The following is a 25,107-nucleotide window of genomic DNA, read 5'->3' as shown; positions in this document are numbered from 1 at the left end:
TCTAGATAGGGTGGCGACAGCGTTGACAGGTGGGTGATCGCTGCGCAGGCTGGTTGGGATAAGGAATCACCAAGGGCTCGCCATTTGCGCTTTTCCAAACTCCGACTGACCGGCTTTAAAAGCTTTGTCGATCCGACCGATTTGATCATCGCGGACGGGCTGACCGGAGTCGTAGGGCCAAATGGCTGCGGCAAGTCCAACCTTCTTGAAGCGCTACGTTGGGTGATGGGTGAAAACCGTCCCAAGGCGATGCGCGGCGGTGGGATGGAAGATGTGATCTTTGCAGGAGCCGCGACCCGACCGGCGCGCAACTTTGCCGAAGTTTCATTGCAGCTGGACAACTCCGAGCGCTTGGCCCCTTCGGGGTTTAATGACAGCGATCAGTTGGAAATCATCCGTCGGATCACCCGGGACGTTGGCAGCGCGTACAAGACCAACGGCAAGGACGTGCGGGCACGCGACGTGCAGATGCTCTTTGCCGATGCTTCAACCGGGGCGCATTCTCCGGCGTTGGTGCGACAGGGGCAGATTTCGGAACTGATCAACGCCAAGCCCAAGGCGCGGCGGCGTATCCTGGAAGAGGCGGCGGGGATCTCGGGTCTTTATCAGCGGCGGCATGAGGCCGAGTTGAAGCTGAAAGGGGCCGAAACCAACCTGACCCGCGTTGATGATGTGTTGGAGCAGTTGGCCGCACAGTTGGGGCAACTGGCCCGTCAAGCACGGCAGGCAGCCCGTTATCGTGAGATCGGCACGCTTTTGCGGCAGGCCGAGGGAATGCTGCTCTATCGTCGATGGAAAGAGGCAGAGGAAGCGCGGGCGAGCGCAGAAGAGGTTTTGCGTGGTCGCACAACCGAGGCTGCGCAGGCAGAAGGGATGGCGCTGAAATCAGCGAGCGCGCGTGCCGAGGCCGACGAAGCATTGCCACCGCTGCGCGAAGAAGAGGCGATCGCGGCAGCAGTTCTGCAACGGATGCAGGTTCAACGCGACGCGCTGAACGATCAGGAAACCCGAGCCCGTCAGGCCATCGAGACGTTGACTGCCCGGATTGCCCAGCTAGGGCAAGATATCGAGCGAGAAACCGGGTTGAACCGCGATGCGGGCGAGACCATTGAACGGTTGGAATGGGAAGCGCGGGAACTGGCAAAGGCCAGCGAAGGACAAGCCGACAAACTGGCCGAGGCAGCCGAGGTGGCGCGCGAGGCGGCCTCGGTCTTGCAGGAACGCGAAGATCACTTGTCCCAAATGACCGAAGATGTCGCACGTCTAGCGGCGCGGCATCAATCAGCGCAGCGTCTGGTCGACGACAGCCGCAAGACGCTGGACCGGTCCGAAGGTGAAGAGGTGCGCGCGCGCGATGCGGTGAGCGAAGCCGGAGTGGCGCTGGAGCAGGCCGTGGACGCTTACGGCGAGGCGCTGGACGCCGAGGAAGAAGCCAGCGAGGCAGCAGAGGCTGCCGAAGAGGCGCTGGCGGCGGCGGATGAGCTGCGCAATGACACGCAGGCGCGTGAGGCTGAGGCTCGTGCACAACGGTCTGAAGCCGAGGGGGAGGTTGGCGCGATCCGGGCCGAGACAACCGCGCTGGCCAAGCTGGTGGCGCGGGATACGGCAGAGGGCGGACAGGTAATGGACCTGCTGCGTGTGGCGCCAGGGTATGAGAAGGCCCTGGGGGCCGCGCTGTCGGATGACCTGCGTGCGCCCTTGGCCGATGATGACGGGCCGTCAGGCTGGGTTCAGGTGCCGGGTTATGATGCGGATCAGGCATTGCCAGAGGGGGCTGAACCGCTGGCGTTGCATGTGTCTGGGCCGGATCGGCTGAGCCGCCGGATTGCGCAGATCGGGATTGTGCGCGGTGATGATGGCAGTCGGTTGCAAGCGGCTTTGAAGCCTGGGCAGCGGCTCGTATCGCGCGAAGGTGACCTGTGGCGATGGGACGGCTTCCGGGCCTGGGCCGAGGATGCGCCAAGTGCAGCGGCAATGCGGCTGGAACAGCTCAACCGGCTCGAGGCTTTGAAGCAAGAGTTGGAGCGGGTGAGCGCGCAGGCTGACGGGGCCCGCGCCGCGCATGAAGCTCTGTCGCAGCAGTTGGCGGACGTGACCGAGGCTGACCGCCGCGCGCGTGAAGCGCGCCGGGCTGCCGACCAGCGTGTTGCCGAGGCGGCGCGGGCGTTGTCCAAGTCCGAAGCCGACCGCAATCTGGCGCAGGGGCGGCTTGAAACACTGGGACTGGCCGTGGATCGGCACAAAGAGGATGCAATGGCCGCGCGGGTTCAAATGCGCGAGGCCGAAAAAGCCCTGTCCGAGTTGGGTGATTTGGACACAGCGCGTCAGCAGGTCGAAGACATCAAACAGACCGTCGAGGCGGCTCGGATCACCATGCTGACCCATCGATCATCTCATGATGAACTGCGGCGCGAAGGTGATGCCCGCACCAAGCGCGCGCAGGAAGTGACCAAGGACATCAGCGGTTGGCGACATCGGTTGGATACCGCAGAAAAGCGGATTGCAGAGTTGGTCGAGCGCAAGGCAACCTCTGAGGAGGACTTGGCCGACGCGATGTCAGTGCCCGTCGAGATCGCTGAACAGCGCGAAGAACTGGCGGAGCAATCAGAGGCGGCTGAGGCACGACGCAAAGGCGCGGCTGACGCTCTGGCGATTGGCGAGGCCACCCACCGAGAAGCCATGCTGGCAGAGCGTGAAGCAGAACGGTTGGCCTCAGAAGCGCGCGAGGCGCGAGCAGCAGCCGAAGCGCGTGCGGATGCGGCGCGGGAAACTGTTGTGGCCGCTGCCGAGCGGATCGCTGAGGATCAGCAATTGACGCCGAACCAGTTGCTCAACGACTTGGATGTTGATCCCGAGCGAATGCCCAATGCGGAGACACTGGAATCCGAAGTCAACCGGCACAAACGCCAGCGGGATGCCATGGGAGCCGTGAATCTGCGCGCAGAAGAGGATGCGCGCGAGGTGCAGGAGGAGCACGACACGCTTGCGGCTGAGAAGGGTGATCTGGAGGAAGCGATCAAGACCCTGCGCAATGGCATTGCCAGCCTCAATCGCGAGGGACGTGAACGCCTGTTGACCGCATTCGAACAGGTGAATTCGAACTTTGCCATGCTGTTCAAGCACCTTTTTGGTGGTGGCGAGGCCAATCTGGTGATGGTTGAAAGCGAGGATCCGCTGGACGCGGGACTAGAGATCATGTGTCAACCTCCGGGCAAGAAGCTGTCTACGCTGTCGCTGCTGTCGGGCGGTGAGCAGACCCTGACCGCGATGGCGTTGATCTTTGCGGTATTCTTGGCCAATCCTGCTCCGATCTGCGTACTCGACGAGGTGGACGCGCCACTTGACGATGCCAACGTGACCCGGTTCTGTGACTTGCTGGATGAAATGTGTCGCCAGACTGAGACGCGGTTCCTGATTATCACGCACCACGCTGTGACCATGGCCCGCATGGATCGGTTGTTTGGCGTGACCATGCAAGAACAGGGTGTCAGTCAGTTGGTTTCGGTTGATCTGAAAAAAGCAGAATCTTTGGTGGCGTGATCACGCATTAGTAGAAAATTTGGGTTCTGTCTGCTAGCCTATTGAGATGGTTGTATTAATTTCCCTTGTTTTTATGACGTTCGCGAGTTCGGCCTTCGCGGATGAGTTGGCGTTGTGGCGTATCGGAGCTTCAAGGTTCGGTACAGAATTCGATGCCCAAGGGACAAGTGTGCCAAGTTTGCGACAGGTTTCTTACGAACGGGAAGACCAGCAGATGGATGTTCCGGAACTGGTTGAAACACTCAAGGATGGTGTATCCCTAGGCGCCGTTCGTTTGCATTGGCGCGGACATCTGTGTGTCAATCTGCGCCAGCAAGCGGGCAATTGTGACGTCCAGATCAAGAGTGATGAGGTCAAGCTGGTGCGCCAGCGAAAAGCGGGCCGGATGCGGATGACCTTCGAATTCGGAATACGGCCGTAGCTCCGGTACTCACCTCAACGTGATTCCCCAAATCAGAATTGTGGCGGCATGATCCCGCCATGCGATATGTTTTGTTGTTTCTTTTGTTGAGTGGAAGTGCGTCCGCTGCGGAGTGGGTTCTACGACACGGCGATGTACAGTTGACGACTGCGGAGTTGCAGGCGCTCGAAGGCCGGGTATTGACGTTCTACGACGACGGGCAATCCAGATACTCAACCGGCGGGGCCTATTCTTACACCTATTCGGCCGTGAATGGGGGCGGGACGGCTTTTGGTACCTATGAAGTGGCTGAGGACGGCAGTATCTGTACTGCGTTTCGCAATGGGTTACGGCGCTGTGACTTGTTTGTTCACAACAAGGGTCGATTGGTGCTGATCAACGAAAAGGGCGAACGCTATCCCGTGCGGCCTGATGTGGGGCAGTGAAGCTGGTGGCTTAGTCAATCCGGGGTCTCTCGTGTCCGAGTTAACCTGACTGCATCAGCCTCTCTTACGGATTGGGGTCCGGCGACAGACAAGATCCGACGCGATAATTCGCTTAAAAACACGGATGTTGGGTGTTGCACTTTGGCGGAACGAAACAGTCAGAGGCGTCCCAACAACGTTGGGGTGGGCCAGGCATCGGCGGGTAAACCCAACCGTCCTTGTTCGGCTTGAACCGCCGCTCGTGTTCCGGCGCCAAGGATGCCGTCAATCTTGCCAACATCGTGGCCGCGCGATTGCAGTTTGCGTTGCAGTTGCTTCATCTGATTGCCGTCCAGACCCTGATCCGGGGTGCCTGCATCATAGATCTGCGCGCCCTCCAGCCTGGTGGCAAAATAGGCGGCCGTAAGGACATAGACAAAGCTCTGGTTCCATTCGAAGTAGACGTCGAAATTGGGATAGGCAAGGAAAGCAGGGCCTTTGTGTCCCTGGGGCAAAATCAATGAGGCGTCTAAGTTGGCCAGTGATCCGTCCCGAGCGTTCACACCCAGGGCCTGCCACTCGGAGACAGGACGCGGTTTGCCGGGGCCACTGAGAGACCAATCCATTTTGCTGGGTACAGTGACCTCTTGTAGCCAAGGTTGACCCGCAACCCAACCCAGGTGCGACAACATCTTTCCGCCTGAAGTCAGCGCATCGGGGGCTGAAGTTTTCAGCGATACGGTGCCATCGCCGTCCGCATCCACGCCGTTTTCCAGGATATCGCGGGGCAGCATCTGCACCATGCCGATTTCGCTCAGCCAGGCGCCGGTGGTACGAGCAGGGTCGAAATCGCCCTGCGAGTACAACTCCAATGCGGCAAAGATCTGCGGACGGAACAGCTCGGGGCGGCGACAGTCGTGGGCAAGTGTCACCAAAGCGTTGCGGGTGTTGAAGTCGCCCTGAAACGAGCCATAGTCGGTTTCGAATGCCCAAAACGCCAGAAGCACCCCGCGTGAGATGCCGTATTGCGCCTCGATCCGGTCAAAGACGGTATCGTATTTCTGGGCCATGGCACGTCCCCGGTCGATCCGGTTTTGCGAGATCAGGCGACGGGAGAAGTCGATGAAGGGTTTTTGAAAGACGCCTTGGGCTCGGTCAGCGCGCAGCACTTTCGGATCCTGAGATACGCCTTGGAAGAAACCGTCCACTGCGGCGGCGTCGTGCCCCTGAGACACGGCTTCGGATTTAAGGCCGGAAACAAAGGAGGTGAAAGAACCGCCGCATTGGGCAAAAGCCGCGCCGGGTAGAAGGGAAAGGGCGGCCAAAAGGTGGGAAAATTTCATGAAGTCGAGAAATCCAATTGTTGTTTGGATCAGACTATCAGCATCACCACAAGGCAGGCAATCACCAGTCCCAGACACAGCGCCCAGACTTGCCATAGCATGTTCACCGCGCGTTCGACCTCGCGCGCGCCGATGTCTTGGCGTGCGTCTTCGTTGACCCATGCCAGATGGCGGGTTTGGCCGTGATAGCTGCGCGGGCCCGCCAGTGCCACGTTCAGGGCGCGCGACATGGCAGCCTCGGGCCAGCCTGCATTTGGCGAGATGTGGCGTTGCGCATCCTCGATGATCTCGCGTGTTTTAGGCCATTGATTTGAAAGAAGGATAATCAAAATGCCCGTAAGACGCGCAGGAACCAAGTTCAGCAAGTCGTCCAGCCGCGCCGAAGCCCACCCGTATTGCAGGTACCGTTCATTGCGATAGCCAACCATGCTGTCCGCGGTGTTGACCACCTTGTAGATCAGTAACCCGGGCAAACCGGCAACCAGAAACCAGAACGCGGGTGCGACAACCCCATCACTGAGGTTTTCGGCAGCACTTTCAATGGCAGAACGTGCCACCTGCGGTGCTGTCATCTCACCAGTGTCGCGGCTAACGATACGGGAAACCATCTGGCGCGCTTCAGCAAGAGACAGCCGAAGGGCGTCAGCCACATCCTGCACATGCTGAACCAGAGACCGATGCGCCAGCAAAATTGCACAGCAGAGGATTTGGGCTATGACGCCCAACTGAGACAACAAAAAGCCCAGACCCCATGCAGTCAACACTAGAATACAAACCGCGATCACCCCCTTGAGTTGTCGATGCTGGCCGTGATTCAGCCGTCTTTCTAACCATCCGACGGCGTCGCCCATCAAGACGGCCGGGTGTCGAACACGAGACCAAAGCCAATTGGGTTCTCCAAAGGCCGCATCGAGAAGCATAGCGAAAGCGAGGGCAAAAGAGGTCATAGCGCAGTGTCCAATCGGACCCACCCGTCGTTGGTTGGTAAGCCAAGCCGCAAGTAGGTGTCGGAGTACGGGAAAATGCGGCTCCAGATGTGGTGTTTTGCCAGCCGGGTTTGCCAGGCCTTGGCGTCGTCCACGCGGTAGAGCCGAAACAGCGAAGTTCCGCCAACCAGTTCTGCGCCCTTGCCCAGCATCAGCTTGTCCAATCTTTGGGCGTCGTCGCCCAGTTGAGCACGCGTCTTTTCCGCCCAGTCTTCATCGCGCAGGGCCTGCGTGCCGATCCGCAAGGCGGGGCCGGACACGGCCCAGGGGCCAGTCATGTCGTTCAGCCGGGAAATGAGTTCAGGTCTGGCAATGGCAAAGCCAAGTCTAAGGCCCGCCAAGCCCCAGAACTTGCCAAAGCTCTTGAGAATGACTGTATCCGGTCGATCCGCCAGGTGAACCAGGCTGGCATCTGGGGTGACATCGCAAAAGCTCTCGTCGATAACCACCAACCCTGCCTGTTCAGCATCGTTTTGCTGCCAAAGGCGCCCATCCGGGTTGTTCGGGTGCACCAAAACCCGTGCATCTGCCGGTCCGTGGTCCTGAACTTGCCAGCCCTGCGACGAAAAGGCGGCGGCATGCTCGTTGTAGGTGGGGCGGGTGATTTCGACGGTAGATGCCGGGGCTAGCATCGGCAGCCGTGCGATCAGGGCTGAGGCACCGGGCGCAGGAAGGACGCTTGCCGTTGAAGGCACGTTCCAGAATGAACGGGCTGCACATGCAAGATCTTCAAAGGCGTTGTGATCCGGCAAAGCTGCCCAGTCATTGTCAGTCAAGCCTTGGACTGGGTAAGGGGTCGGGTTGATGCCAGTGGACAGATCAATCCACTCATCCGGTCGCCCGCCAAATTGCTGACGGGCGGCGTCCAAGCCGCCTCCGTGATCGCGTTTGGCACGCGGGTTAATATCAAAAGCTTCGGTCATGCCAAGAACCCGGATTTGCGGTATGATAGACGGAATCGGTTCAAGCGGAAAATTGCCTGATGCACAAGACGTGACCGTCAATCCGCCGATCGTATCCTATTGTGTTAAGAGTTTGTTAAGGGAAAAGAAAGATCACGGGAAAAGGGGAGCGGCACAGGATTATCAAGATAGAAAGTGCCCTACGTCTGCCATGAATGTTTTGATCGTTGAAAGTAATCCGGACCTTGGAACGCTGTGGAAGCGCCACCTTGAGCGGCAAGGCGCGCGGGTCAGCCTTGTGCGCACGCAGGAGGCAGCGATCCTTGCTTTGTATGGAACAGAATTTGAGATAATCGTACTGGATCTGGTGTTAGAAGGCGGTAGCGCCCTGGCCGTGGCTGATTTCGCCAGCTATAGGCGCCCCGAGGCGCGAGTCATATTTGTGACAAACACGAGCTTTTTCTCGGATGGATCGATCTTTGCCCACAGCCCCAATGCCTGTGCTTATGTCCAAAGCGGTACGCCACCAGAAGATCTGGCAGCGATGGTCGAGCATTATGCGGCGGGGCGTTAACCGCGCCCGTGCGGTTCCAGGTAGTTTGTTACCGGGTTGATCGGCACAATTCGGTGCGGGTTCACGCTTTCATGACTGTAGTGATAGTGGCGCACGATGTGGTTCATGTTCACTGTCTCGGCCACACCCGGCCATTGATACAGCTCGCGCGTGTAGCCCCAGAGGTTGGGGTAGTCGATGATCCTTTTACGGTTGCATTTGAAATGTAAGTGATAGACCGGATCGAAGCGGATCAGGGTCGTGAAAAGACGCCAGTCTGCTTCAGTTATCTTGTCCCCCATCAAATAGCGGTTGCTGGACAAGCGTTCTTCGAGCCAAGCCAGCGTATCAAACAGGGGAATTACAGCGGCGTCATAGGCGGCCTGAGTCGTGGAAAATCCGCACTTATAGACACCATTGTTGAGCGTATCATAAATGCGAGCATTCACCTCTTCGATAGCGTCGCGCATCGGTGCGGGCCAGTAGTCTTCGGTGTTGTCGGTCACTCCATCAAAGCCAGAATTGAACATGCGGATGATTTCGGAGCTTTCGTTCGACACGATGGTTTGGCGCTGTTTGTCCCATAGGATTGGTACTGTCACTCGGCCCGAGTAACCAGGATCGGCCTTGGTATAGATCTGATGAACGTGGGACAGGCTATAGAGATCATCGCCGCTTGCGCCGTGATCGTCTGTTTCAAAGCTCCACCCTTCATTCAGCATGTCGGGATGAGCGGCTGAGACAGTGATGTGATCGCTTAACCCCTTGAGTTTGCGAAAGATCAATGTGCGGTGCGCCCAAGGGCAGGCATAGCTGACATAAAGATGGTAGCGCCCGCTCTCGGCTGGAAAACCTCCTTGGCCCGAGGAGCCGGGCGCGCCGTCGGCGGTGATCCAGTTGCGGAATTGCGCGGCGCTGCGTTTGAACGCGCCGTTGTGGGATTTGGTGTCATACCATTGGTCGTGCCACGTGCCGTCAATGAGCAAGCCCATGAGTGATCTCCAATCTTTGTTTGGAGGTAACTTAAGGCGATGTTCGCAGTCCGCACATGGCAAGTTACGCGCAACCTCTCTGCGCTACCGCACAACTTGGTCTGAGGTTTCTGCGCAACGCATGGTTCGGATTCAATAATTCACAAAATCTTATCTTGATTTTAAAACCTCTCCGAAGAGGCTGGGCTTTGTTCGTCTGGGAGGAGCGACATGAGTACTTATGTGTCCAAAGAGATCAGTGACGGGTTGAACGCGGCCCGTATAGCCAGCCTGAAAAAGGCAAGCCGCCTGCGCGTTGAGATGGGGGAGGAGTATTTTAAGGTTCTTCGCCTGTGGAAAGATGGTTTTGCGGTGGAGACCGAGACGACGCCGCGCCTGCGGGGGTTGGTTGATTTGTATGATGGAGCCAACCACCTTTATCAGTGCCTGATCATCGCATCCGAAGACGAGGCGGGCGAAATGCGTTACGAGTTCAAGCGCAATACCGTTGCCGCCGACAAGGCCCCGTTGGATTTCTATCGTGACCCGGATACGCCGATTGCCCTGTTGGGCAAGGACGGCTGAACAGTTCACTGGTTAGGTAGGGGTGCTCCCGCGCCCGAGCAGACCTGACTGCGTCAGCTCCACCATCGGACTTGGGCCCGGCGCCGCGCCGAGCGCGGCGCGGTACCGCGTGGGGTTATGTCTATGCCGTTGCAGCAGGCGTGGACTGGGCGACTTTTCGTTTTTCCATCTTAGGTCCCAAAAGAGCGCCAACCGCCGCGCGCAGCGCGGCTCGGCCCAACCAGAGGAGATGTCCTGCAAGGGGCATCTACGGCGGGGCGGGAGTTCTTCGAATCAGTGGCGGATTTCGACGGTGGTGCCGATGGGCGTAACCGACCAGAGCTGCGCCATCTGTGCATTACTGATGGCGATACAACCTGCAGTCCAATCTCCTGGCAAGGAAATACCGACAATTCCGTTGGGCTGGCCGTGGATAAAGATGTCGCTGCCCGGGTCCACGCCATCCGCCTTGGCGCGAGCGATGTCTTGTGGTCTGGGATAGTTCAGGCCAAGTGACAGGTGGAAGGCACTGTTGGGGTTGCGGCGGTCGATGATGAATTCACCCAAGGGCGTTTTGCCGTCGCCTTCCTGCACTTTGTCCCCGTCCGGTGCAAAGCCAAGGGCGACCGGCACTTGCATGACCACCTGACCGTCTGCCATTGCGGTCAACCGACGTGCCGATTTCTCGATCAGGATGTGATCGATTTGATCAACATCCAGCGCCGAGGGTGGAGGGGCAGGTCGAGGTGCAAAGCGATCCCACAACGCTAGACTGGCGCCGGTCACCAGAACCAACGCCAGAACGGTCCAGAAGAACCGCCACAACATGGTTACTGAAGATCACCAAAGGCACGGGTCAGGCGGGCACAGGCCTCTTCGACACGCGACCGTTGGGTGCCTAGATTGAACCGCAGGAAGCTTTCACCGCCCAAGCCAAAGGTCGTGCCATGATTGGCCGCGATCTGGGCGTCCTGTTCGACGCGGTTGGTGAAGTCTTCGCGTGGCATGCCGGTGTCGGTGAAGTCGACCCAGGCCAGATAGGTTGATTCCAACTTCATCGAAGACAGTCCCGGAATGCCTGCAATGGCGGCATCAAAGATCTGCCGGTTCTGATCCAGATAGGCCACCTGCGCATCGACCCACTCGGCCCCTTCGGGCGAATAGGCAGCTGCGGTGGCGAACTGCCCGACTGAGTTCGGCGCCACGCTAAGCGCGGCCATGCGCGCGGCGAACCGGGCGCGCAAGTCTGGATCGGGGATGATCACCTGGCCTGTGTGCAGACCAGCGATGTTAAAGGTTTTTGAGGGCGCGGTCAGCATCAGCAGCCGATCCGTGATCGACGGGTCGGCGATCTGCATGGCAATGTGTTTGTGCCCTGCATAGACCAGATCATGGTGGATCTCGTCGGACAACAACAGCAGGTCGTGGCGCTTGGCGAAATCCGCAACGCCTTGCAGTTCCTCTTGGGTCCAGACCCGGCCACCCGGATTGTGCGGCGAGCAGAGGATGATCATCTTTTCCGAACCGGTCATCATCGCGTCATAAGCGGTGAAATCCATCTCATACCGGCCATCGTTGTTCACCAGTGGGCATTCGACCACAGTGCGGCCAGCGGCGCGGATCACTTTGGCAAAGGCGTGATAGACTGGCGTGAAAAGGACAATCCCGTCACCCGGAGCCGTGAATGTGTCCAGGCACAAGCCGACGCCATTCACCAGCCCGGTGGTGGTAAAGATCGCGTCCTGCTCGATGCTCCAGCCGTGGCGGGTGTCCATCCACCACTGGATCGCGCCTTTGTAATCGGTATCCAGATTGGTGTAGCCCAGAACGCCGTCTGCGACCTTGTGGATCTTGCGGCGGACCACTTCGGGGGCACTGGAAATCGGTGTCGGCCACCCACATCGACAAGCCCGTGTCCGCGGGAACGCCATAGAGCGGTTCCATCATATCCCACTTGGCGCAATGGGTGCCGCGGCGGTCGATCAGGTCGTCGAAATTCATGAGCCTCTCCTGTCATGTGCGCCGGGCAGGCTAGCGGGAAATCCGGTGGACGCAAGGGGGCGTTGCGGTGACGCGCACTATGGCCTAAATCACCGGCATGAAACGTAGCATTCTGATCCATCCCGACCCGCGCTTGAAAAAGCTGTGTGATCCTGTTGCCGATATTTCGGACGATTTGCGCAAGCTGGCCGACGACATGCTTGAAACGATGTATGAGGCGCCCGGCATCGGTCTGGCCGCGCCGCAGATCGGCGTGCTGAACCGGTTGATCGTGCTGGATTGTGTCAAGGAAGAGGGCGAGACACCCCGCCCGTTGGTGATGTTCAACCCCGAAGTTCTGTCGTCTTCGGACGATTTGAACGTCTATGAAGAAGGGTGTTTGTCGATCCCGGATCAATACGCCGAGGTGACCCGCCCGCGCGAGGTTGAGGTGGCGTGGATGGACCAGAATGGCAACGCCCAGAAAGAAGTGTTCGATGGTTTGTGGGCCACATGCGTGCAGCATGAGATCGACCATCTGGATGGGAAATTGTTCATCGACTATCTGAAACCGCTAAAACGGCAGATGATCACGCGCAAGATGCAAAAGCTTAAGCGTGAGCGGGCGCGCGCCTGAATGGCGGTACGAGCCATTTTGACTTGGCCCGACGACCGGCTTGTGACGCAATGTGCGCCGGTGACGGGACCCGAGGACGTGCTGATCGCAGACATGTTCGATACGATGTATGCGGCAAATGGCCGAGGTTTAGCCGCGCCGCAGATTGGTGTGCTCAAGCGCGTATTTGTTATGGATTGCGGCTGGAAAGAGGGCGAGCCGACGCCCTTGGCAATGATCAACCCCTTCATCATGGCGGCTGAACGCGCAGAAGAGATTGGGCCCGAGGGGTGCTTGTCTATTCCAGGAATTATGGTTTCAGTCTCTCGCCCGCGTGCTGTGACGGTGCAATGGACCGCACCCGAGGGTGACATTCACATGGCCGATTTCGACGGGTTCGAGGCGCGCTGCATCCAACACGAGTTTGATCATCTCAACGGGATGGTAACCTTTGACCGTCTTGACGCCGTCGCCCGCCGCACGGCCGAGGCGCATTACAGGGAAATGAGCACATGACAGTTCGCAAATGCCTGCCGTGGCCCGACAAACGACTGCGCACCAAGGCCGAACCGGTGACCGAGATCACTGATGAGATCCGCGCTATCTGGACCGACATGATCGACACGATGGAGGCGATGCCGGGCGTTGGTCTGGCAGGTAACCAGATCGGCGTGATGCTGCGGTTGGCGGTGGTTGATGGCTCGACCGAGCGAGGACGGGCAGTGCGTTTGGCCAACCCTGAGATCCTGCATTCGTCGATCGAGCTGCGCGAACATGATGAGGCGAGCCCGAATTTGCCGGGCATGTCGGCCAAGATCAAACGTCCGCGTGCGGTGACCGTGCGGTTCCTGAACGAAGACGGCGCGGTGGATCGGCGTGACTTTGTCGGGATCGAGGCGACGAGTGTGCAGCATCAGATCGACCATCTGAACGGCAAGATGTATTTCGACCATCTCAGCAAGGTCAAACGCGACATGCTGCTGCGCAAGGCAAAGAAACAGAACGGCTGAGGCCAAAAACCGAGCAGGGGAACGTGATGCGCATCATCTTCATGGGAACGCCCGAGTTTTCGGTGCCGGTGCTGGATGCTCTGGTTGATGCTGGGCATGAGATCGCGGCCGTTTACTGCCAGCCGCCGCGCCCGGCCGGTCGGGGCAAGAAAGAGCGGCCAACGCCGGTGCATGCACGCGCCGTCGAGTTGGGGTTGGAGGTTCGCCATCCCGTCTCCCTAAAAGGGGTGGAGGAGCAGGCGGCTTTCGCGGATTTGCAAGCCGACGTGGCGGTGGTTGTGGCCTATGGATTGATCCTGCCACAGGCGGTGCTGGATGCGCCCGCCAAGGGATGTCTGAACATTCATGCCAGCCTGTTGCCACGGTGGCGCGGGGCCGCGCCTATTCACCGCGCGATCATGGCAGGCGACGCTGAGACTGGTGTCTGCATCATGCAGATGGAGGCCGGTCTGGACACCGGACCGGTTTTGTCGCGCGTGGCCACGCCGATTGGCGGCGAAGAGACCACAGCACAGCTGCACGATCGGCTGTCTGCGATTGGTGCGCAGGCGATTGTTGATGCCCTGGTGCAATTGCCCGATCTGGTGCCCGAGGGGCAATCAGAGGCGGGCGTAAATTATGCGCACAAGATCGACAAAGCAGAGGCGCGGGTTGATTGGACCAAGCCAGCGGTTGAGGTGGATCGCCAAATTCGTGGCCTGTCCCCATTCCCCGGAGCATGGACCGAGATTGACGGACAGCGGGTGAAACTGTTGGCCTCGCGCCTTGCAGATGGCACAGGCGCGCCGGGTGCGGTGTTGGACGATATGTTGACCGTGGCCTGTGGCGAAGGGGCGGTGTCCCTGTTGCGCTTGCAAAGGGCCGGGAAAGGCGCGCAGGATACGGATGTGTTTCTGCGTGGTATGCCGGTGGCCAAGGGTGCGCAGCTTTAAAAGGATGACGCCATGTTCATGACGTTGATGGGAACCGTGGTGATTGCCGGTATCGTGGGTTATGCCTCGGAGCGCACAGGCTGGACCCGCAATGGCATCTTGCAGTCGATGATCATTTGCATCGGTGGGGCGTTCCTGTTCTATTTCATCCGCATCATGTTTGGCGTTGGTTTTTCTTCGCCTGGAATGAATGCGATTGTATCGAGCATTGGCGCGTTGGTTATCGTGCCATTCCATTGGAGGCGCTGACATGACGGTTGTGGCGCTTATCGTAATCGGGGCGGCGGCCGGGTTTCTGGCAACGCGTCTGATGCGGATCGAGGCCGACATTCCCACCACCATGTTCATCGGCATCATCGGCGCGCTTGTCGGCGGTTTTGTCCTGCGCTTTCTGTCAAGCGTGATGGGAATCCTCTCGGGCTTTGTTGGCGCGGTGCTTGGTGCGCTGTTGGTGATCTGGATCTGGAAGACCTATTTTCACAAGCGCTGACAGGGGCTTGACGTAAATCGCCCGAGGGCGCCAACTGCTGGAAATGAGATTTCTGGCGGAGGGTGCGATGATCACGAGTGCAACGATCAAGGATCTGGGGGCGGATGATGTGGCCCTGATGGGCGTGCCGCTCGATTTGCACAGTTCGTTTTTGCAAGGCCCCGCGTTTGCGCCAAACCGCATCCGCGAGGCGCTGCATTCTGGGGCGGCAAACCTGACGGCCGAGGATGGCACGGATCTGGGCGCGACGGACCGGGTCAAGGATACCGGCGATCTGGATGTGTTCGAACAGCGCGGGCCAGAACCAATCGCCAAGATCGAGGCCGGTGCAGGCGCGCGCATCGACACAGGCGCGCGGCTTTTGTCCTTGGGTGGGGATCACTCGGTGGCCTATCCGCTGATCACCGCCCACGCGGATCGCTATGATGGATTGAATGTACTGCACATCGACGCGCACCCGGACCTTTATGATCAACAGGATATCGGCCCGCTGGGGCATGGCTGTCCGTTTGCGCGGGTGATGGAAACGGGCAAGGTCAAGCGTTTGATGCAGGTGGGCATTCGGACGATGAACACGCATCAGCGCGAGCAGGCTGAACGGTTCGGGGTTGAGGTTGTGGACATGCGCAACTGGCGGTCCGACCTGACACCCGTGTTTGATGGACCAGTCTATCTATCGCTCGATCTTGATGGTCTGGATCCGGCCTTTGCACCGGGCGTGTCGCATCACGAACCGGGGGGCCTCAGCACACGTGACGCGATTGACCTGATCGCGCGGTTTCAAGGGGACTTGGTCGGTGCGGATATCGTTGAGTTGAACCCGCATCGCGACCCTTACGGGATGACGGCGATGGTGGCGGCGAAATTCGTCAAAGAGATTGGCGCGAGGTTATTGCGCTGAAGGTGCCACCTGCGCGGCCTGTCGGCCTTGCGTCCTGCGGACGGCGGGGCCAGGCTCATGCGGGCAACGCCCGCATGAGCCTGGCCCAACGGGAGGAGATGTCCCACCAGGGCATCGACGACGGGCGGGAGCGCTACCGGTTGTGCGTGCGGGGTGGTCGGCTTTTGTAGACGGGCAGACGCCAGCCAAAGATCAACGAGCCTGCGCGCAGGCCCCAACAGGTGAGCGCACCTAGCCCCAGAGCGGGCAACTGCGGCAAGCCTTGCGCGAAAACAAGAATCGAAACACATGATCCGACAAGGGCGCAGGTCACGTAAAGCTCCCCCTGTTTCAGAACCAGTGGAATTTCGTTGCACACGACGTCGCGCATCAATCCGCCCAGACACCCGGTGGTCATGCCCATCAGCACCACGATGATAGGTGGTTGACCCAGTGTCAGGGCAACACCCGTACCGGCTGCCACAGCGATTGCCAGTGCAAAGCTATCCAACCAGATCAACCAGCTGTAGCGGCTCTCCATCCGATGCGCGGTAAAAAACACAAGCACAGCGGCAGATGCCGCGATCAAGATATACGTCGGCTCGCCCACCCAGAAAATCGGGTGGCGATCCAGCAGCAGATCGCGCACGGTTCCGCCCCCAACAGCGGTGAGGCACGCCACAAAGGCAAACCCTACCAGATCCAGCTGCGCCCGGCTGGCCACCAATGCGCCTGTCAGGGCAAAGACCAGGACCGAGGCATAATCCAATAGGGCAAGTGCATTCACGTCTTGGCTTTCTTGGGTTTGAAGGGGGCCATGCCCGCGCGCGCCAATTCATCAGCTCGCTCGTTTTCAGGGTGCCCCGCGTGGCCTTTGACCCATTCCCAGGTCACATCATGGCGTTGTTGCGCCTCATCGATGCGTTGCCACAGATCGACGTTCTTCACTGGCTTTTTCGAAGCGGTCTTCCAGCCGTTTTTCTTCCAGCCAAAGATCCAGCCGGTTACGCCGTTCTTCACATAGGCGCTGTCGGTGACGACCGTGATCTTTGTGGGGCGCTCCAGTGCCTCAAGCGCGTTGATCGCAGCCAGCAGTTCCATGCGGTTGTTGGTGGTCTCGGCTTCGCCACCCTTGAGTTCGCGTTCCTTCACGACCGTCTCACCTTCCATCGCGCGCAGCAGTGCGCCCCAGCCGCCGGGGCCGGGATTGCCGGAGCATGCTCCGTCGGTATAGGCAAAGAGCTCAGGCATGTGCAGTCATCGTTACAAAGGTTTCGACGTTGCTAGGCCAGACCTTCGCCGTTGCCGCGTTTGGAGCGGATTACAGTAAAACCTGCGGTGTTCAGATGCTCGCGCAATTCATCCTCGCTGAAATAGGAATAGAAGCGGCCTAGATTGTCGCGACCCTGATCGCTGCCCAGTTTCATGCCGATGTGAAAGGCGCCACCGGGTTTCAAGGCCCGGTGAATGCGGGTCAGATGGGCGGGGAACTCTTCGCGCGGGGCGTGCAAGAGGCTAAAGTTGGCCCAGATGCCATCGTAAACATCTTCGGCGTTCATCTGATCAAAAGTTTCGACACGTGCATCGACGCCAAAGTCGGACTTGGCCAGGGCCACCATCTCGGGGGAGGCGTCGGTTGCATCGACCTGCAAGCCTTCTGCTTTGAAACGCGCGGCCCAATGGCCGGGGCCGCAGCCCAGATCCAAGATGCATCCGCCCTCTGGGATCAATTCCAGAAAGCCACGCACGTCGGATTTCTGATCAATGTCTTTGGATCGTGCAAAACCGTCCGCGTATTGCTTCGCGGCACCGGCATAGACGTCGAGTGTCTGTTTGTCGCTCATGCGGGCACTCGCAGGACACGTGGAACTTTGAATTCGACGTTTTCGACGGCCGTTTCGACTGTTTCTACGTGGACGTCAAATCGCTCTCGAAAGGCATCGATTACCTCGTTCACCAACAGCTCGGGGGCGGATGCGCCAGCGGTGATGCCCACAGATGTCACGCCATCCAACGCGCGCCAATCGATGTTTTCCGCGCGCATGACAAGTTGGGCATAGTTGCATCCCGCCTTCGAGCCGACCTCGACCAGGCGGCGTGAGTTTGACGAGTTGGGCGCGCCCACTACCAGCATTGCGTCCACCTTTGGGGCGATGGCCTTGACCGCCTCTTGCCGGTTGGTGGTCGCGTAGCAGATGTCTTCTTTATGCGGGCCAACGATCTTTGGAAAACGCGCCTGCAGGGCTGCTACTATGTCCTTGGTGTCATCGACGCTCAGCGTGGTTTGCGTGACATAGGCGATGTTGTCCGGATTGCGTACTGGAACGGTCGCCACATCGTCGACGGTTTCGACCAGCAGAACCTCGCCCTCGGGCAGTTGCCCCATCGTTCCGATTGTTTCGGGGTGGCCTTTGTGACCGATCATGATCATTTGCAGGCCGGCCTCGGAATGACGTTGTGCCTCGACATGCACCTTGCTGACCAGCGGGCAGGTGGCATCGACAAAAACCATGTTACGGCGCGAGGCCTCGGCCGGGACGGATTTGGCCACGCCATGGGCGGAAAAGATCACCGGGCGGTCGTCGGGGCAATCGTCCAGTTCCTCGACAAAGATTGCACCTTTGTCGCGCAGGCCATCGACGACGAACTTGTTGTGTACAATTTCATGGCGCACAAAGACGGGCGAGCCCCATTTTTCGAGCGCCATTTCCACGATCTTGATGGCACGATCAACACCGGCACAGAACCCGCGGGGGCTGCCAAATACAATGTCAGAGGCGGTTTGGTCATTTTGGCATCTCCTTGCTTAGCGACAGGTAAGGCTTTGCTCACTTCAGGTCCAGTGCGGGAATTTGTCACGAATCTGACATGGCGGAAATGTATATCGAACTCATTGAATGACCAGATCATAAAACGATGCGTTCTTTGGGTGTAATTTCACCCGGTGGGCAAGTCGGGTTTTGTTAAAGAAAGACCCCGAGCCGAAGGGCTCGGGGTCTTTGGTGTCTGACACAGTTACCCTGCAGGGTTGACCCGGCTCGGGCTGATTAGACCTATTAAGTTATTGCCCGCTTGCGGCCATGACGCTGCGTGGTTCCATCGGAACTTCGCGCGGCGGTCTTCCAATGACATCCTTGAGTTCTTCAAGTTCGATGAAATTGTCGGCTTGACGGCGCAATTCATCCGAGATCATCGGTGGTTGGCTGCGAATGGTGGAGACAACCGACACGCGCACGCCCTGACGTTGCAGACTGGCCACAAGCGGGCGGAAGTCACCATCGCCCGAGAAGAGAACGATGTGATCCACGCGCGGCGCAAGTTCCATGGCATCCACAGTCAGTTCGATGTCCATGTTACCCTTGACCTTACGGCGGCCCATGCTGTCGGTGTATTCCTTGGTCAGCTTGGTCACCATGGTGAAGCCATTGTAGTGCAACCAATCCACCAAGGGCCGGATGGGCGAGTACTCGTCATTTTCCAGGAGCGCTGTGTAGTAGAAAGCACGAAGCATCTTGCCGCGACGCATGAACTCTTGGCGCAGCAGCTTGTAATCGATATCGAAACCCAGTGCTTTGGCGGCGGCGTAAAGATCTGAACCGTCGATGAACAGCGCTAGCCGTTCGTCCTTGTAAAACATAAATATGTCCTTCCGGTATAATCCATTCGCCCTGTTATCCGTGAGTGAGTGCTTAAATTGGCGAAATGGTGCCATTAATCTAGGAGAATTCACGTGTATCGCAAGTATGATATGATAATGATTAGGGGTCAATGTTGACACAAATTCGGTCAAATGTGGTTATCGCATTGGGTGGAAACCTACCTTTTGACGGGGCTGACCCCAAAGTGACCCTGCGGCAAGCAATTCAACGCATTGCGGACAGCGGCATAGTGATTCGAAAAACGAGCCGATTCTTCAAAACCCCGTGTTTCCCGGCAGGAGCTGGTCCTGACTATGTCAACGCTGCGATTCGTGTCGAAACAGAGCTTTCACCCGAAGCTCTTTTGCAGTTGTTGCACGAAGTCGAACATGAATTCGGACGCGCACGCGAGCAGCGTTGGGGCATGCGGACGCTTGATCTTGATATCCTGATGTACGCAGATCGGGTTCTGCCAGATCAAGACAGTTTTGCAAGCTGGATGCGTTTGCCGTTAGAGGAGCAGGTCAGGGCGACGCCTGATTGTCTGATTTTACCGCATCCAAGACTTCAGGACCGGGCATTTGCCCTTGTTCCCGCCAATGATGTGGCACCGGATTGGGTGCACCCTGTTTTGGGACGCACAATCGGGGAACTTTGTGCAGCCTTGCCAGAAAAAGACGTGGCAGAGGTCGAGCCGATTTGATCATGGACGATCAAGTCGTTTCTTGCTTGTCAAGCTGGAGATTCGCCCTTACATACACCTCTTCTGGACAAGGTTTCACTTTGGAGATTGCCCGATGGCCCGCGTGACGGTTGAAGACTGCGTAGACAAGGTTCCAAACCGGTTTGAACTGGTGATGCTTGCCGCCCATCGGGCGCGCGAGATTTCTGCGGGTGCGCCGATCACCGTGGATCGTGACAACGACAAGAACCCTGTCGTGTCCCTGCGCGAGATTGCTGACGAAACTCAGAGCGCCGCTGACCTGCGCGAACGACTGATCGAAAGCAACCAGACCCAGATTGAGGTTGACGAACCCGAAGAGGATTCGATGGCCCTGTTGATGGGAGCAGACTCCGACAAGCCGACCGATGACGACATGTCCGAAGAAAAACTGCTGCGTGCCTTGATGGAAGCGCAGGGGCAGGGCTGACCCCACCGCGAAAGGATGCGGACCGGAAATGATTGCAGCTGAAGATCTGATTGCGCTGGTCCGCAACTACAATCCTAAAACAAACGCCAAGCGCCTAGCCGAAGCTTATGACTTTGGCGAGGAAATGCACGATGGGCAGTTTCGCCATTCAGGCGAGCCGTACTTTACGCATCCTGTTGCCGTCGCCGCTATTTTGACCGAGCAGCGGTTGGATGATGCCACCATCATCACCGCGTTGCTGCATGACACTATCGAAGACACCAAGGCGTCCTATTCAGAAGTGACCAAACGCTTCGGTGACGAGGTCGCCATGTTGGTCGATGGTGTTACCAAGCTGACCAATCTGCAACTGTCCAGCCGCGAAACCAAGCAAGCCGAAAACTTTCGCAAGCTGTTTATGGCGATGTCCAAGGACTTGCGGGTCATTCTGGTAAAACTGGCCGACCGTTTGCACAACATGCGCACGATCAAAGCAATGCGGCCGGAAAAACAGGTGGTGAAGGCGCGCGAAACTATGGACATCTATGCACCGCTCGCGGGCCGCATGGGTATGCAATGGATGCGCGAAGAGCTTGAAGACCTGGCGTTCCGTGTTCTCAATCCCGAAGGTCGACAGTCGATTATCCGGCGCTTCATTACGCTGCAGCGTGAAACAGGTGACGTGATCCATCGCATCACCGGCGACATGAGATTCGAATTGGAAAAGGCGGGGATCCAAGCCGAAGTGTTTGGCCGGGCCAAGAAACCCTATTCCATCTGGCGTAAGATGCAGGAAAAAGATCAGGGGTTTTCTCGCCTTTCCGACATCTATGGTTTCCGCATCATCACTCTGTCCGAGGAAGACTGCTATCGCACCCTTGGCGCGATCCACCAGCGTTGGCGGGCGGTACCGGGCCGGTTCAAGGATTACATCAGCCAGCCAAAATCAAACGGCTATCGCTCGATTCACACCACGGTGTCGGGGCGCGATGGCAAACGGGTCGAGGTGCAGATACGCACCCGCCAGATGCACGATGTGGCGGAAACCGGTGTGGCGGCGCATTGGTCGTACCGGGACGGCGTGCGGACCGAAAACCCCTTTGCGGTTGATCCGGCAAAATGGATCGCCAACCTGACCGAGCAATTTGACAATGAAGAAGACCACGAGGATTTCCTCGAGGCCGTCAAGCTTGAGATGTATTCGGATCAGGTATTTTGCTTCTCACCCAAGGGTGACGTGGTCAAACTGCCGCGCGGGGCGACACCGCTGGACTATGCCTATGCCATCCATACGCGGATTGGCCATGCCTGTGTCGGTGCCAAGGTGGACGGCATCCGCGTGCCGTTATGGACTCGTCTCAAGAATGGTCAGTCGGTCGAGATCATTACGGCCGAAGGTCAGACGCCGCAGGTTACCTGGCTGGACATCGCGGTCACCGGCAAAGCCCGCACTGCCATCCGGCGTGCATTGCGTGAAGTGGACCGTGAACGGTTTATCAAACTGGGACAGGAGCTTGCACGCTCTGCGTTCGAGCATGTGCAACGAAAAGCTACGGACAAGGCACTGGACACAGCGGCCAAAAACCTGCGCTTGAAAAACCGGGACGAGTTGCTGGCCCGACTGGGCAGCGCCGAGTTGACGGCACATGACGTTGTGCAAGCGGTTTATCCGGAGTTGGCGCCCGACGAGGGGGACGCGATCCCGCTGCGCAGGGCTGTTATTGGTCTGGAACCGGGGCAGAGCTTTGAGCGCGCGCCTTGTTGTCAGCCGCTTCCTGGCGAGCGCATTCTGGGGATCACCTACCGCGGCAAGGGCGTGGTGGTGCATGCAATCGACTGCGATCGTTTGAGCGAGTTTGAGGATCAGACCGAACGCTGGGTCGATTTGCACTGGCATGCCGGAACTCACCCGGCGGTTTATGGGGCAACGCTGGATTTGACGATCGGAAACGACGCTGGCGTCTTAGGGCGCATTTGCACATTGATCGGAGAGAAAAAGGCCAATATCTCAAACTTGGAGATTGTCGACAGAAAACCGGATTTCTACAGGTTGATGGTCAACGCCGAGCTTCGGGACATAGAACAACTGCATTCTTTGATGCTGATGCTTGAGGCGGAAAGTGATGTAGCCGCTGTTGAACGGTATCGCGAGAAAAACCCGGGAAAATCCGGGATTAGCTAAAGCCGTTTCGGCACGGAAAGGAACACGCGGGTGGTATTCAAACGCCGAGATCGACGCACGCCAGTGCAGATCGCCTCGGAATTCGTGTACCCGCGCGGTGGTTGGACCCGAGCCTTTCACTATGTCAAACACCGTGTGCGCCGATTGCCGGATTCACCCGAACGGATTGCGCGCGGCATCTGGGCTGGGGTTTTCACCAGCTTCACGCCGCTCTTTGGGCTGCACTTTCTCGTGGCCGCGTTGTTGGCCTACATTATCAGAGGCAATATTCTGGCCTCTTTGATGAGCACGTTTTTTGGCAATCCGCTGTCTTTCATCTTCATTGCTGCTGTGTCGCTGCGAACGGGACATTTCATTCTTGGCACCGAATTTGAAAAACAGAACGCCTCGCTGGGGTTGAAATTCAAACAGGCTGGGGCGGATCTGTGGCACAATTGCAAGGCGATCTTTACGCCTGACGTGGCGGATTGGCATGGGCTATCGGTATTCTTTTATGAGGTGTTCTTGCCTTATCTGGTTGGGGGTATCCTGCCGGGGATCATTGCAGCCACGATCATGCATATGCTCAGCCTGCCTTTGATCCGCGCCTATCAGCAGCGCCGCCGCAAAAAGATCAAAGCCAAGTTCGACGCCATCCGTAAAAAAGCCGAAGCTGAGGCTGACCCTCTGGGCAAAGCGGACTAGTCTCGGGCAAAATTAATCAAAAGGATTCGTGCGATGTCTGGCGACAAACTGCGTCTTGGTGTGAACATCGACCATGTTGCAACGGTTCGAAATGCGCGGGGCGGGGCCTATCCCGATCCGTTGCGCGCGGCCAAGCTGGCGGAAGAGGCCGGGGCTGATGGCATCACCGCGCACCTGCGCGAAGACCGCCGCCACATCTCGGACGCGGATATTGATGGGCTGATGGAGGTTCTGTCGGTGCCGTTGAATTTCGAAATGGCCGCAACAGACGAGATGCAAAAGATCGCTCTGCGCCACAAACCCCATGCCGTTTGCATTGTGCCTGAAAAGCGCGAAGAGCGGACAACCGAAGGTGGGCTCGAAGTCGCGCGCGAGGAAAACCGGCTGGCCCATTTCATCGCACCATTGCGCGACGTAGGCTGCCGGGTGTCGATCTTTATCGCGGCTGACAAACGCCAGATCGAGGCGGCTCACCGGATCGGGGCCGAAGTGATCGAGTTGCATACCGGCGCCTATTGCGATGCCCATTCTGAGGGTCGTTTCGACGAACGCGACCGTGAATTGGAAGCGCTGCGTGAGATGTCGGCCTTTGCTCACTCGTTGGGGCTTGAAGTGCACGCGGGCCATGGCCTGACCTATGACACCGTGCAACCGGTTGCTGCCTTTCCCGAGGTGATGGAACTGAACATCGGTCACTTCTTGATCGGCGAGTCGATCTTTCGCGGCATAACCCCTGCGATCAGTGAAATGCGCCGCCTGATGGACGAGGCGCGCGCATGATCACGCCGGGGTTTGTTGCGGTCTGGATCGCTTGGTTGCTGGCTGGCGGCTCGCCGGGGCCTGCGACCATGGGGATTGCCGGAACCGCAATGACCGAAGGCCGCCGGGCCGGATTGGTCTTTGCGCTTGGCATTTGTGCAGGCTCTGCCGCGTGGGGCATTGCGGCAGCCTTGGGGCTGTCCGCAATTATGCTGGCCAATGTCTGGGTGTTCGAGGTGATCCGTTACGTGGGCGTCGCCTATCTGGGGTGGTTGGCGATCAAGGCACTGTTGCGGGCGTTGCGATCAGACGAGGTAGCATTGGGCAATCCCGTGAAGGGCACGCTTGGCTCTATCTTTGCCAAGGGTGCCGCGATCCATCTGACCAATCCCAAAGCGATCCTGAGCTGGGGGTCAATCTATGCCATCGTGGCGCCAAACGATGCCAGCCTTGCGATGCTGTTGGGTTATTTCGGGATGCTCTACGCGGGGTCGTTGGTTGTCTTTATTGGCTACGCTTTCCTGTTCTCGTCCGAGCGAATGGTCAACGCCTATCGCCGTGCGCGACGCTGGTTTGACTTTGCCTTTGCCGGGTTCTTTGGTCTCGCAAGTTACAAGATCCTGACGGTTCGGTTGTCATGATCCTAGGCATCGGTACAGACCTCGCAAACATTGAACGTATTCAGGGCACGCTGGATCGTTTTGGCGACCGCTTTCGCAACCGTGTGTTCACTGACATAGAGCAACGCAAAGCAGAGCGTCGGCATGACACCGCGGGAACCTATGCAAAACGCTGGGCCGCGAAAGAAGCCTGTTCCAAGGCACTAGGTACTGGCTTGCGGATGGGAATCGCGTGGAAGGACATGGCGGTTACCAACCTGCGCACCGGACAGCCGGTGATGCATGTCACTGGCTGGGCTGCTGAGCGTTTGAAAGAGATGACGCCAGAAGGGTACGAGGCCATTATTCACGTAACTTTGACCGATGATCACCCCTGGGCCCAGGCCTTTGTGGTGATCGAGGCGCGACCCGTGGCCGATGCCGGTGTCGATACCTTGACTTACCCTGACCCCGCCCGCATGTAGCCCCAAACACTTTGTTAGATCGATTGGATCGGAGAACC

28 protein-coding genes and 2 pseudogenes are annotated in these 25,107 nt (G+C 58.3%); 19 read left to right on the top strand and 11 right to left on the bottom strand.

Annotation, left to right across the window (positions count from 1 at the left end; all coding sequences use genetic code 11):
• Positions 1 to 84 precede the first annotated feature (84 nt).
• From ACZ1HE_RS19755 to ACZ1HE_RS19745, 3 genes are all read left to right on the top strand, one after another.
• Positions 85 to 3,540 (top strand): chromosome segregation SMC family protein, encoded by a 3,456-nt coding sequence (locus ACZ1HE_RS19755; RefSeq protein ID WP_472623592.1) that lies wholly within the window; start codon positions 85 to 87, stop codon positions 3,538 to 3,540.
• A 73-nt stretch (positions 3,541 to 3,613) separates the two neighbouring features.
• Positions 3,614 to 3,961, top strand: a complete 348-nt coding sequence (locus ACZ1HE_RS19750; RefSeq protein ID WP_472623590.1) for a hypothetical protein — start codon at positions 3,614 to 3,616, stop codon at positions 3,959 to 3,961.
• Between the two features lie 59 nt (positions 3,962 to 4,020).
• Positions 4,021 to 4,386, top strand: a complete 366-nt coding sequence (locus ACZ1HE_RS19745; protein WP_472623588.1) for a hypothetical protein — start codon at positions 4,021 to 4,023, stop codon at positions 4,384 to 4,386.
• 158 nt (positions 4,387 to 4,544) lie between these two features.
• Here ACZ1HE_RS19745 and ACZ1HE_RS19740 read toward each other — a convergent pair whose 3' ends face one another.
• The 3 genes from ACZ1HE_RS19740 to cobD are packed head-to-tail and all read right to left on the bottom strand — an operon-like array spanning position 4,545 to position 7,617.
• The gene (locus tag ACZ1HE_RS19740) at positions 4,545 to 5,708 is read right to left on the bottom strand and encodes a lytic murein transglycosylase (RefSeq protein ID WP_472623586.1); all 1,164 of its coding nucleotides are present in this window, start codon (positions 5,706 to 5,708) and stop codon (positions 4,545 to 4,547) included.
• Between the two features lie 29 nt (positions 5,709 to 5,737).
• Complete coding sequence (gene cbiB, locus ACZ1HE_RS19735; RefSeq protein ID WP_472623584.1) at positions 5,738 to 6,628, bottom strand: adenosylcobinamide-phosphate synthase CbiB; 891 nt, start codon at positions 6,626 to 6,628, stop codon at positions 5,738 to 5,740.
• A gap of 23 nt (positions 6,629 to 6,651) precedes the next feature.
• Entirely contained in the window at positions 6,652 to 7,617 is a 966-nt protein-coding gene (cobD, locus tag ACZ1HE_RS19730) for a threonine-phosphate decarboxylase CobD (protein WP_472623582.1), read from the bottom strand.
• A gap of 190 nt (positions 7,618 to 7,807) precedes the next feature.
• Here cobD and ACZ1HE_RS19725 point away from each other — a divergent pair, with 190 nt between their 5' ends.
• Positions 7,808 to 8,170, top strand: a complete 363-nt coding sequence (locus tag ACZ1HE_RS19725; RefSeq protein ID WP_472623580.1) for a response regulator transcription factor — start codon at positions 7,808 to 7,810, stop codon at positions 8,168 to 8,170.
• Here the strand turns inward: ACZ1HE_RS19725 and ACZ1HE_RS19720 are convergent.
• Positions 8,167 to 9,141, bottom strand: coding sequence for a glutathione S-transferase family protein (locus ACZ1HE_RS19720; protein WP_472623578.1), 975 nt, complete (start codon positions 9,139 to 9,141; stop codon positions 8,167 to 8,169). The two genes, ACZ1HE_RS19725 and ACZ1HE_RS19720, sit on opposite strands and share 4 nt — an antisense overlap.
• Before the next feature lie 210 nt (positions 9,142 to 9,351).
• Between ACZ1HE_RS19720 and ACZ1HE_RS19715 the strand changes: the two genes are divergently transcribed.
• Positions 9,352 to 9,705, top strand: a complete 354-nt coding sequence (locus tag ACZ1HE_RS19715; RefSeq protein ID WP_472623576.1) for a hypothetical protein — start codon at positions 9,352 to 9,354, stop codon at positions 9,703 to 9,705.
• 273 nt (positions 9,706 to 9,978) lie between these two features.
• Here ACZ1HE_RS19715 and ACZ1HE_RS19710 read toward each other — a convergent pair whose 3' ends face one another.
• Together ACZ1HE_RS19710 and ACZ1HE_RS19705 are read right to left on the bottom strand one after the other, a co-directional pair.
• Positions 9,979 to 10,512, bottom strand: a complete 534-nt coding sequence (locus tag ACZ1HE_RS19710; RefSeq protein WP_472623574.1) for a L,D-transpeptidase family protein — start codon at positions 10,510 to 10,512, stop codon at positions 9,979 to 9,981.
• Between the two features lie 2 nt (positions 10,513 to 10,514).
• A pseudogene (locus ACZ1HE_RS19705) lies at positions 10,515 to 11,685 on the bottom strand (MalY/PatB family protein).
• A 97-nt stretch (positions 11,686 to 11,782) separates the two neighbouring features.
• Here ACZ1HE_RS19705 and def (ACZ1HE_RS19700) point away from each other — a divergent pair.
• From def (ACZ1HE_RS19700) to speB, 7 genes are read left to right on the top strand one after another with little or no spacing between them, the layout of a single operon-like run.
• Positions 11,783 to 12,301 carry a peptide deformylase gene (def, locus tag ACZ1HE_RS19700; RefSeq protein ID WP_472623572.1) on the top strand — a complete coding sequence of 173 codons (519 nt, stop codon included), beginning with the start codon at positions 11,783 to 11,785 and terminating at the stop codon, positions 12,299 to 12,301.
• Positions 12,302 to 12,796: a peptide deformylase gene (gene def / locus ACZ1HE_RS19695; protein WP_472623570.1), complete on the top strand. Its 495-nt coding sequence runs from the start codon at positions 12,302 to 12,304 to the stop codon at positions 12,794 to 12,796.
• A complete protein-coding gene (gene def / locus ACZ1HE_RS19690) occupies positions 12,793 to 13,290 on the top strand; it encodes a peptide deformylase (RefSeq protein WP_472623568.1) in 498 nt (165 codons plus the stop codon). The genes def (ACZ1HE_RS19695) and def (ACZ1HE_RS19690) overlap by 4 nt, the downstream gene beginning before the upstream one ends.
• A 26-nt stretch (positions 13,291 to 13,316) precedes the next feature.
• Entirely contained in the window at positions 13,317 to 14,222 is a 906-nt protein-coding gene (gene fmt / locus ACZ1HE_RS19685; RefSeq protein ID WP_472623566.1) for a methionyl-tRNA formyltransferase, read from the top strand.
• A 12-nt stretch (positions 14,223 to 14,234) separates the two neighbouring features.
• Complete coding sequence (locus ACZ1HE_RS19680; RefSeq protein ID WP_472623564.1) at positions 14,235 to 14,471, top strand: hypothetical protein; 237 nt, start codon at positions 14,235 to 14,237, stop codon at positions 14,469 to 14,471.
• 1 nt (position 14,472) lies between these two features.
• On the top strand, positions 14,473 to 14,712 hold the full coding sequence (locus tag ACZ1HE_RS19675) for a GlsB/YeaQ/YmgE family stress response membrane protein (RefSeq protein WP_108789996.1): 240 nt from the start codon (positions 14,473 to 14,475) through the stop codon (positions 14,710 to 14,712).
• Between the two features lie 43 nt (positions 14,713 to 14,755).
• On the top strand, positions 14,756 to 15,613 hold the full coding sequence (gene speB, locus ACZ1HE_RS19670; RefSeq protein ID WP_472623562.1) for an agmatinase: 858 nt from the start codon (positions 14,756 to 14,758) through the stop codon (positions 15,611 to 15,613).
• A gap of 133 nt (positions 15,614 to 15,746) precedes the next feature.
• Here speB and ACZ1HE_RS19665 read toward each other — a convergent pair whose 3' ends face one another.
• From ACZ1HE_RS19665 to ACZ1HE_RS19645, 5 genes and pseudogenes are all read right to left on the bottom strand, one after another.
• Entirely contained in the window at positions 15,747 to 16,379 is a 633-nt protein-coding gene (locus ACZ1HE_RS19665) for a trimeric intracellular cation channel family protein (RefSeq protein WP_472623560.1), read from the bottom strand.
• Positions 16,376 to 16,843, bottom strand: a complete 468-nt coding sequence (rnhA, locus tag ACZ1HE_RS19660; RefSeq protein WP_472623558.1) for a ribonuclease HI — start codon at positions 16,841 to 16,843, stop codon at positions 16,376 to 16,378. Before rnhA ends, ACZ1HE_RS19665 begins: the two co-directional genes overlap by 4 nt.
• A 32-nt stretch (positions 16,844 to 16,875) precedes the next feature.
• On the bottom strand, positions 16,876 to 17,436 hold the full coding sequence (locus tag ACZ1HE_RS19655; RefSeq protein WP_472623556.1) for a class I SAM-dependent methyltransferase: 561 nt from the start codon (positions 17,434 to 17,436) through the stop codon (positions 16,876 to 16,878).
• Positions 17,433 to 18,382 (bottom strand): annotated as a pseudogene (ispH, locus tag ACZ1HE_RS19650) (4-hydroxy-3-methylbut-2-enyl diphosphate reductase). The gene ACZ1HE_RS19655 and the pseudogene ispH overlap by 4 nt, the downstream one beginning before the upstream one ends.
• 271 nt (positions 18,383 to 18,653) lie before the next feature.
• A complete protein-coding gene (locus ACZ1HE_RS19645; protein WP_472623554.1) occupies positions 18,654 to 19,229 on the bottom strand; it encodes a LabA-like NYN domain-containing protein in 576 nt (191 codons plus the stop codon).
• 131 nt (positions 19,230 to 19,360) lie between these two features.
• On the opposite strand from ACZ1HE_RS19645, the gene folK reads away from it, so the two are divergent.
• The 7 genes from folK (at position 19,361) to acpS (ending at position 25,069) form a co-directional block, all read left to right on the top strand.
• Complete coding sequence (gene folK / locus ACZ1HE_RS19640; RefSeq protein ID WP_472623552.1) at positions 19,361 to 19,933, top strand: 2-amino-4-hydroxy-6-hydroxymethyldihydropteridine diphosphokinase; 573 nt, start codon at positions 19,361 to 19,363, stop codon at positions 19,931 to 19,933.
• 94 nt (positions 19,934 to 20,027) lie between these two features.
• Positions 20,028 to 20,381, top strand: a complete 354-nt coding sequence (rpoZ, locus tag ACZ1HE_RS19635; protein ID WP_472623550.1) for a DNA-directed RNA polymerase subunit omega — start codon at positions 20,028 to 20,030, stop codon at positions 20,379 to 20,381.
• Positions 20,382 to 20,409: 28 nt separating this feature from the next.
• Complete coding sequence (locus tag ACZ1HE_RS19630; RefSeq protein ID WP_472623548.1) at positions 20,410 to 22,542, top strand: RelA/SpoT family protein; 2,133 nt, start codon at positions 20,410 to 20,412, stop codon at positions 22,540 to 22,542.
• A 30-nt stretch (positions 22,543 to 22,572) separates the two neighbouring features.
• Positions 22,573 to 23,226 (top strand): DUF2062 domain-containing protein, encoded by a 654-nt coding sequence (locus ACZ1HE_RS19625; protein WP_472623546.1) that lies wholly within the window; start codon positions 22,573 to 22,575, stop codon positions 23,224 to 23,226.
• 33 nt (positions 23,227 to 23,259) lie between these two features.
• Positions 23,260 to 24,006 (top strand): pyridoxine 5'-phosphate synthase, encoded by a 747-nt coding sequence (locus ACZ1HE_RS19620; protein ID WP_472623544.1) that lies wholly within the window; start codon positions 23,260 to 23,262, stop codon positions 24,004 to 24,006.
• On the top strand, positions 24,003 to 24,626 hold the full coding sequence (locus ACZ1HE_RS19615; protein ID WP_472623542.1) for a LysE family translocator: 624 nt from the start codon (positions 24,003 to 24,005) through the stop codon (positions 24,624 to 24,626). Before ACZ1HE_RS19620 ends, ACZ1HE_RS19615 begins: the two co-directional genes overlap by 4 nt.
• On the top strand, positions 24,623 to 25,069 hold the full coding sequence (gene acpS / locus ACZ1HE_RS19610) for a holo-ACP synthase (RefSeq protein WP_472623540.1): 447 nt from the start codon (positions 24,623 to 24,625) through the stop codon (positions 25,067 to 25,069). Before ACZ1HE_RS19615 ends, acpS begins: the two co-directional genes overlap by 4 nt.
• Positions 25,070 to 25,107: the final 38 nt, after the last annotated feature.

It is taken from the genome of Falsiruegeria sp. JB4-1 (genome assembly GCF_055693495.1).
This window is presented reverse-complemented; position numbering and strand designations above follow the sequence as displayed.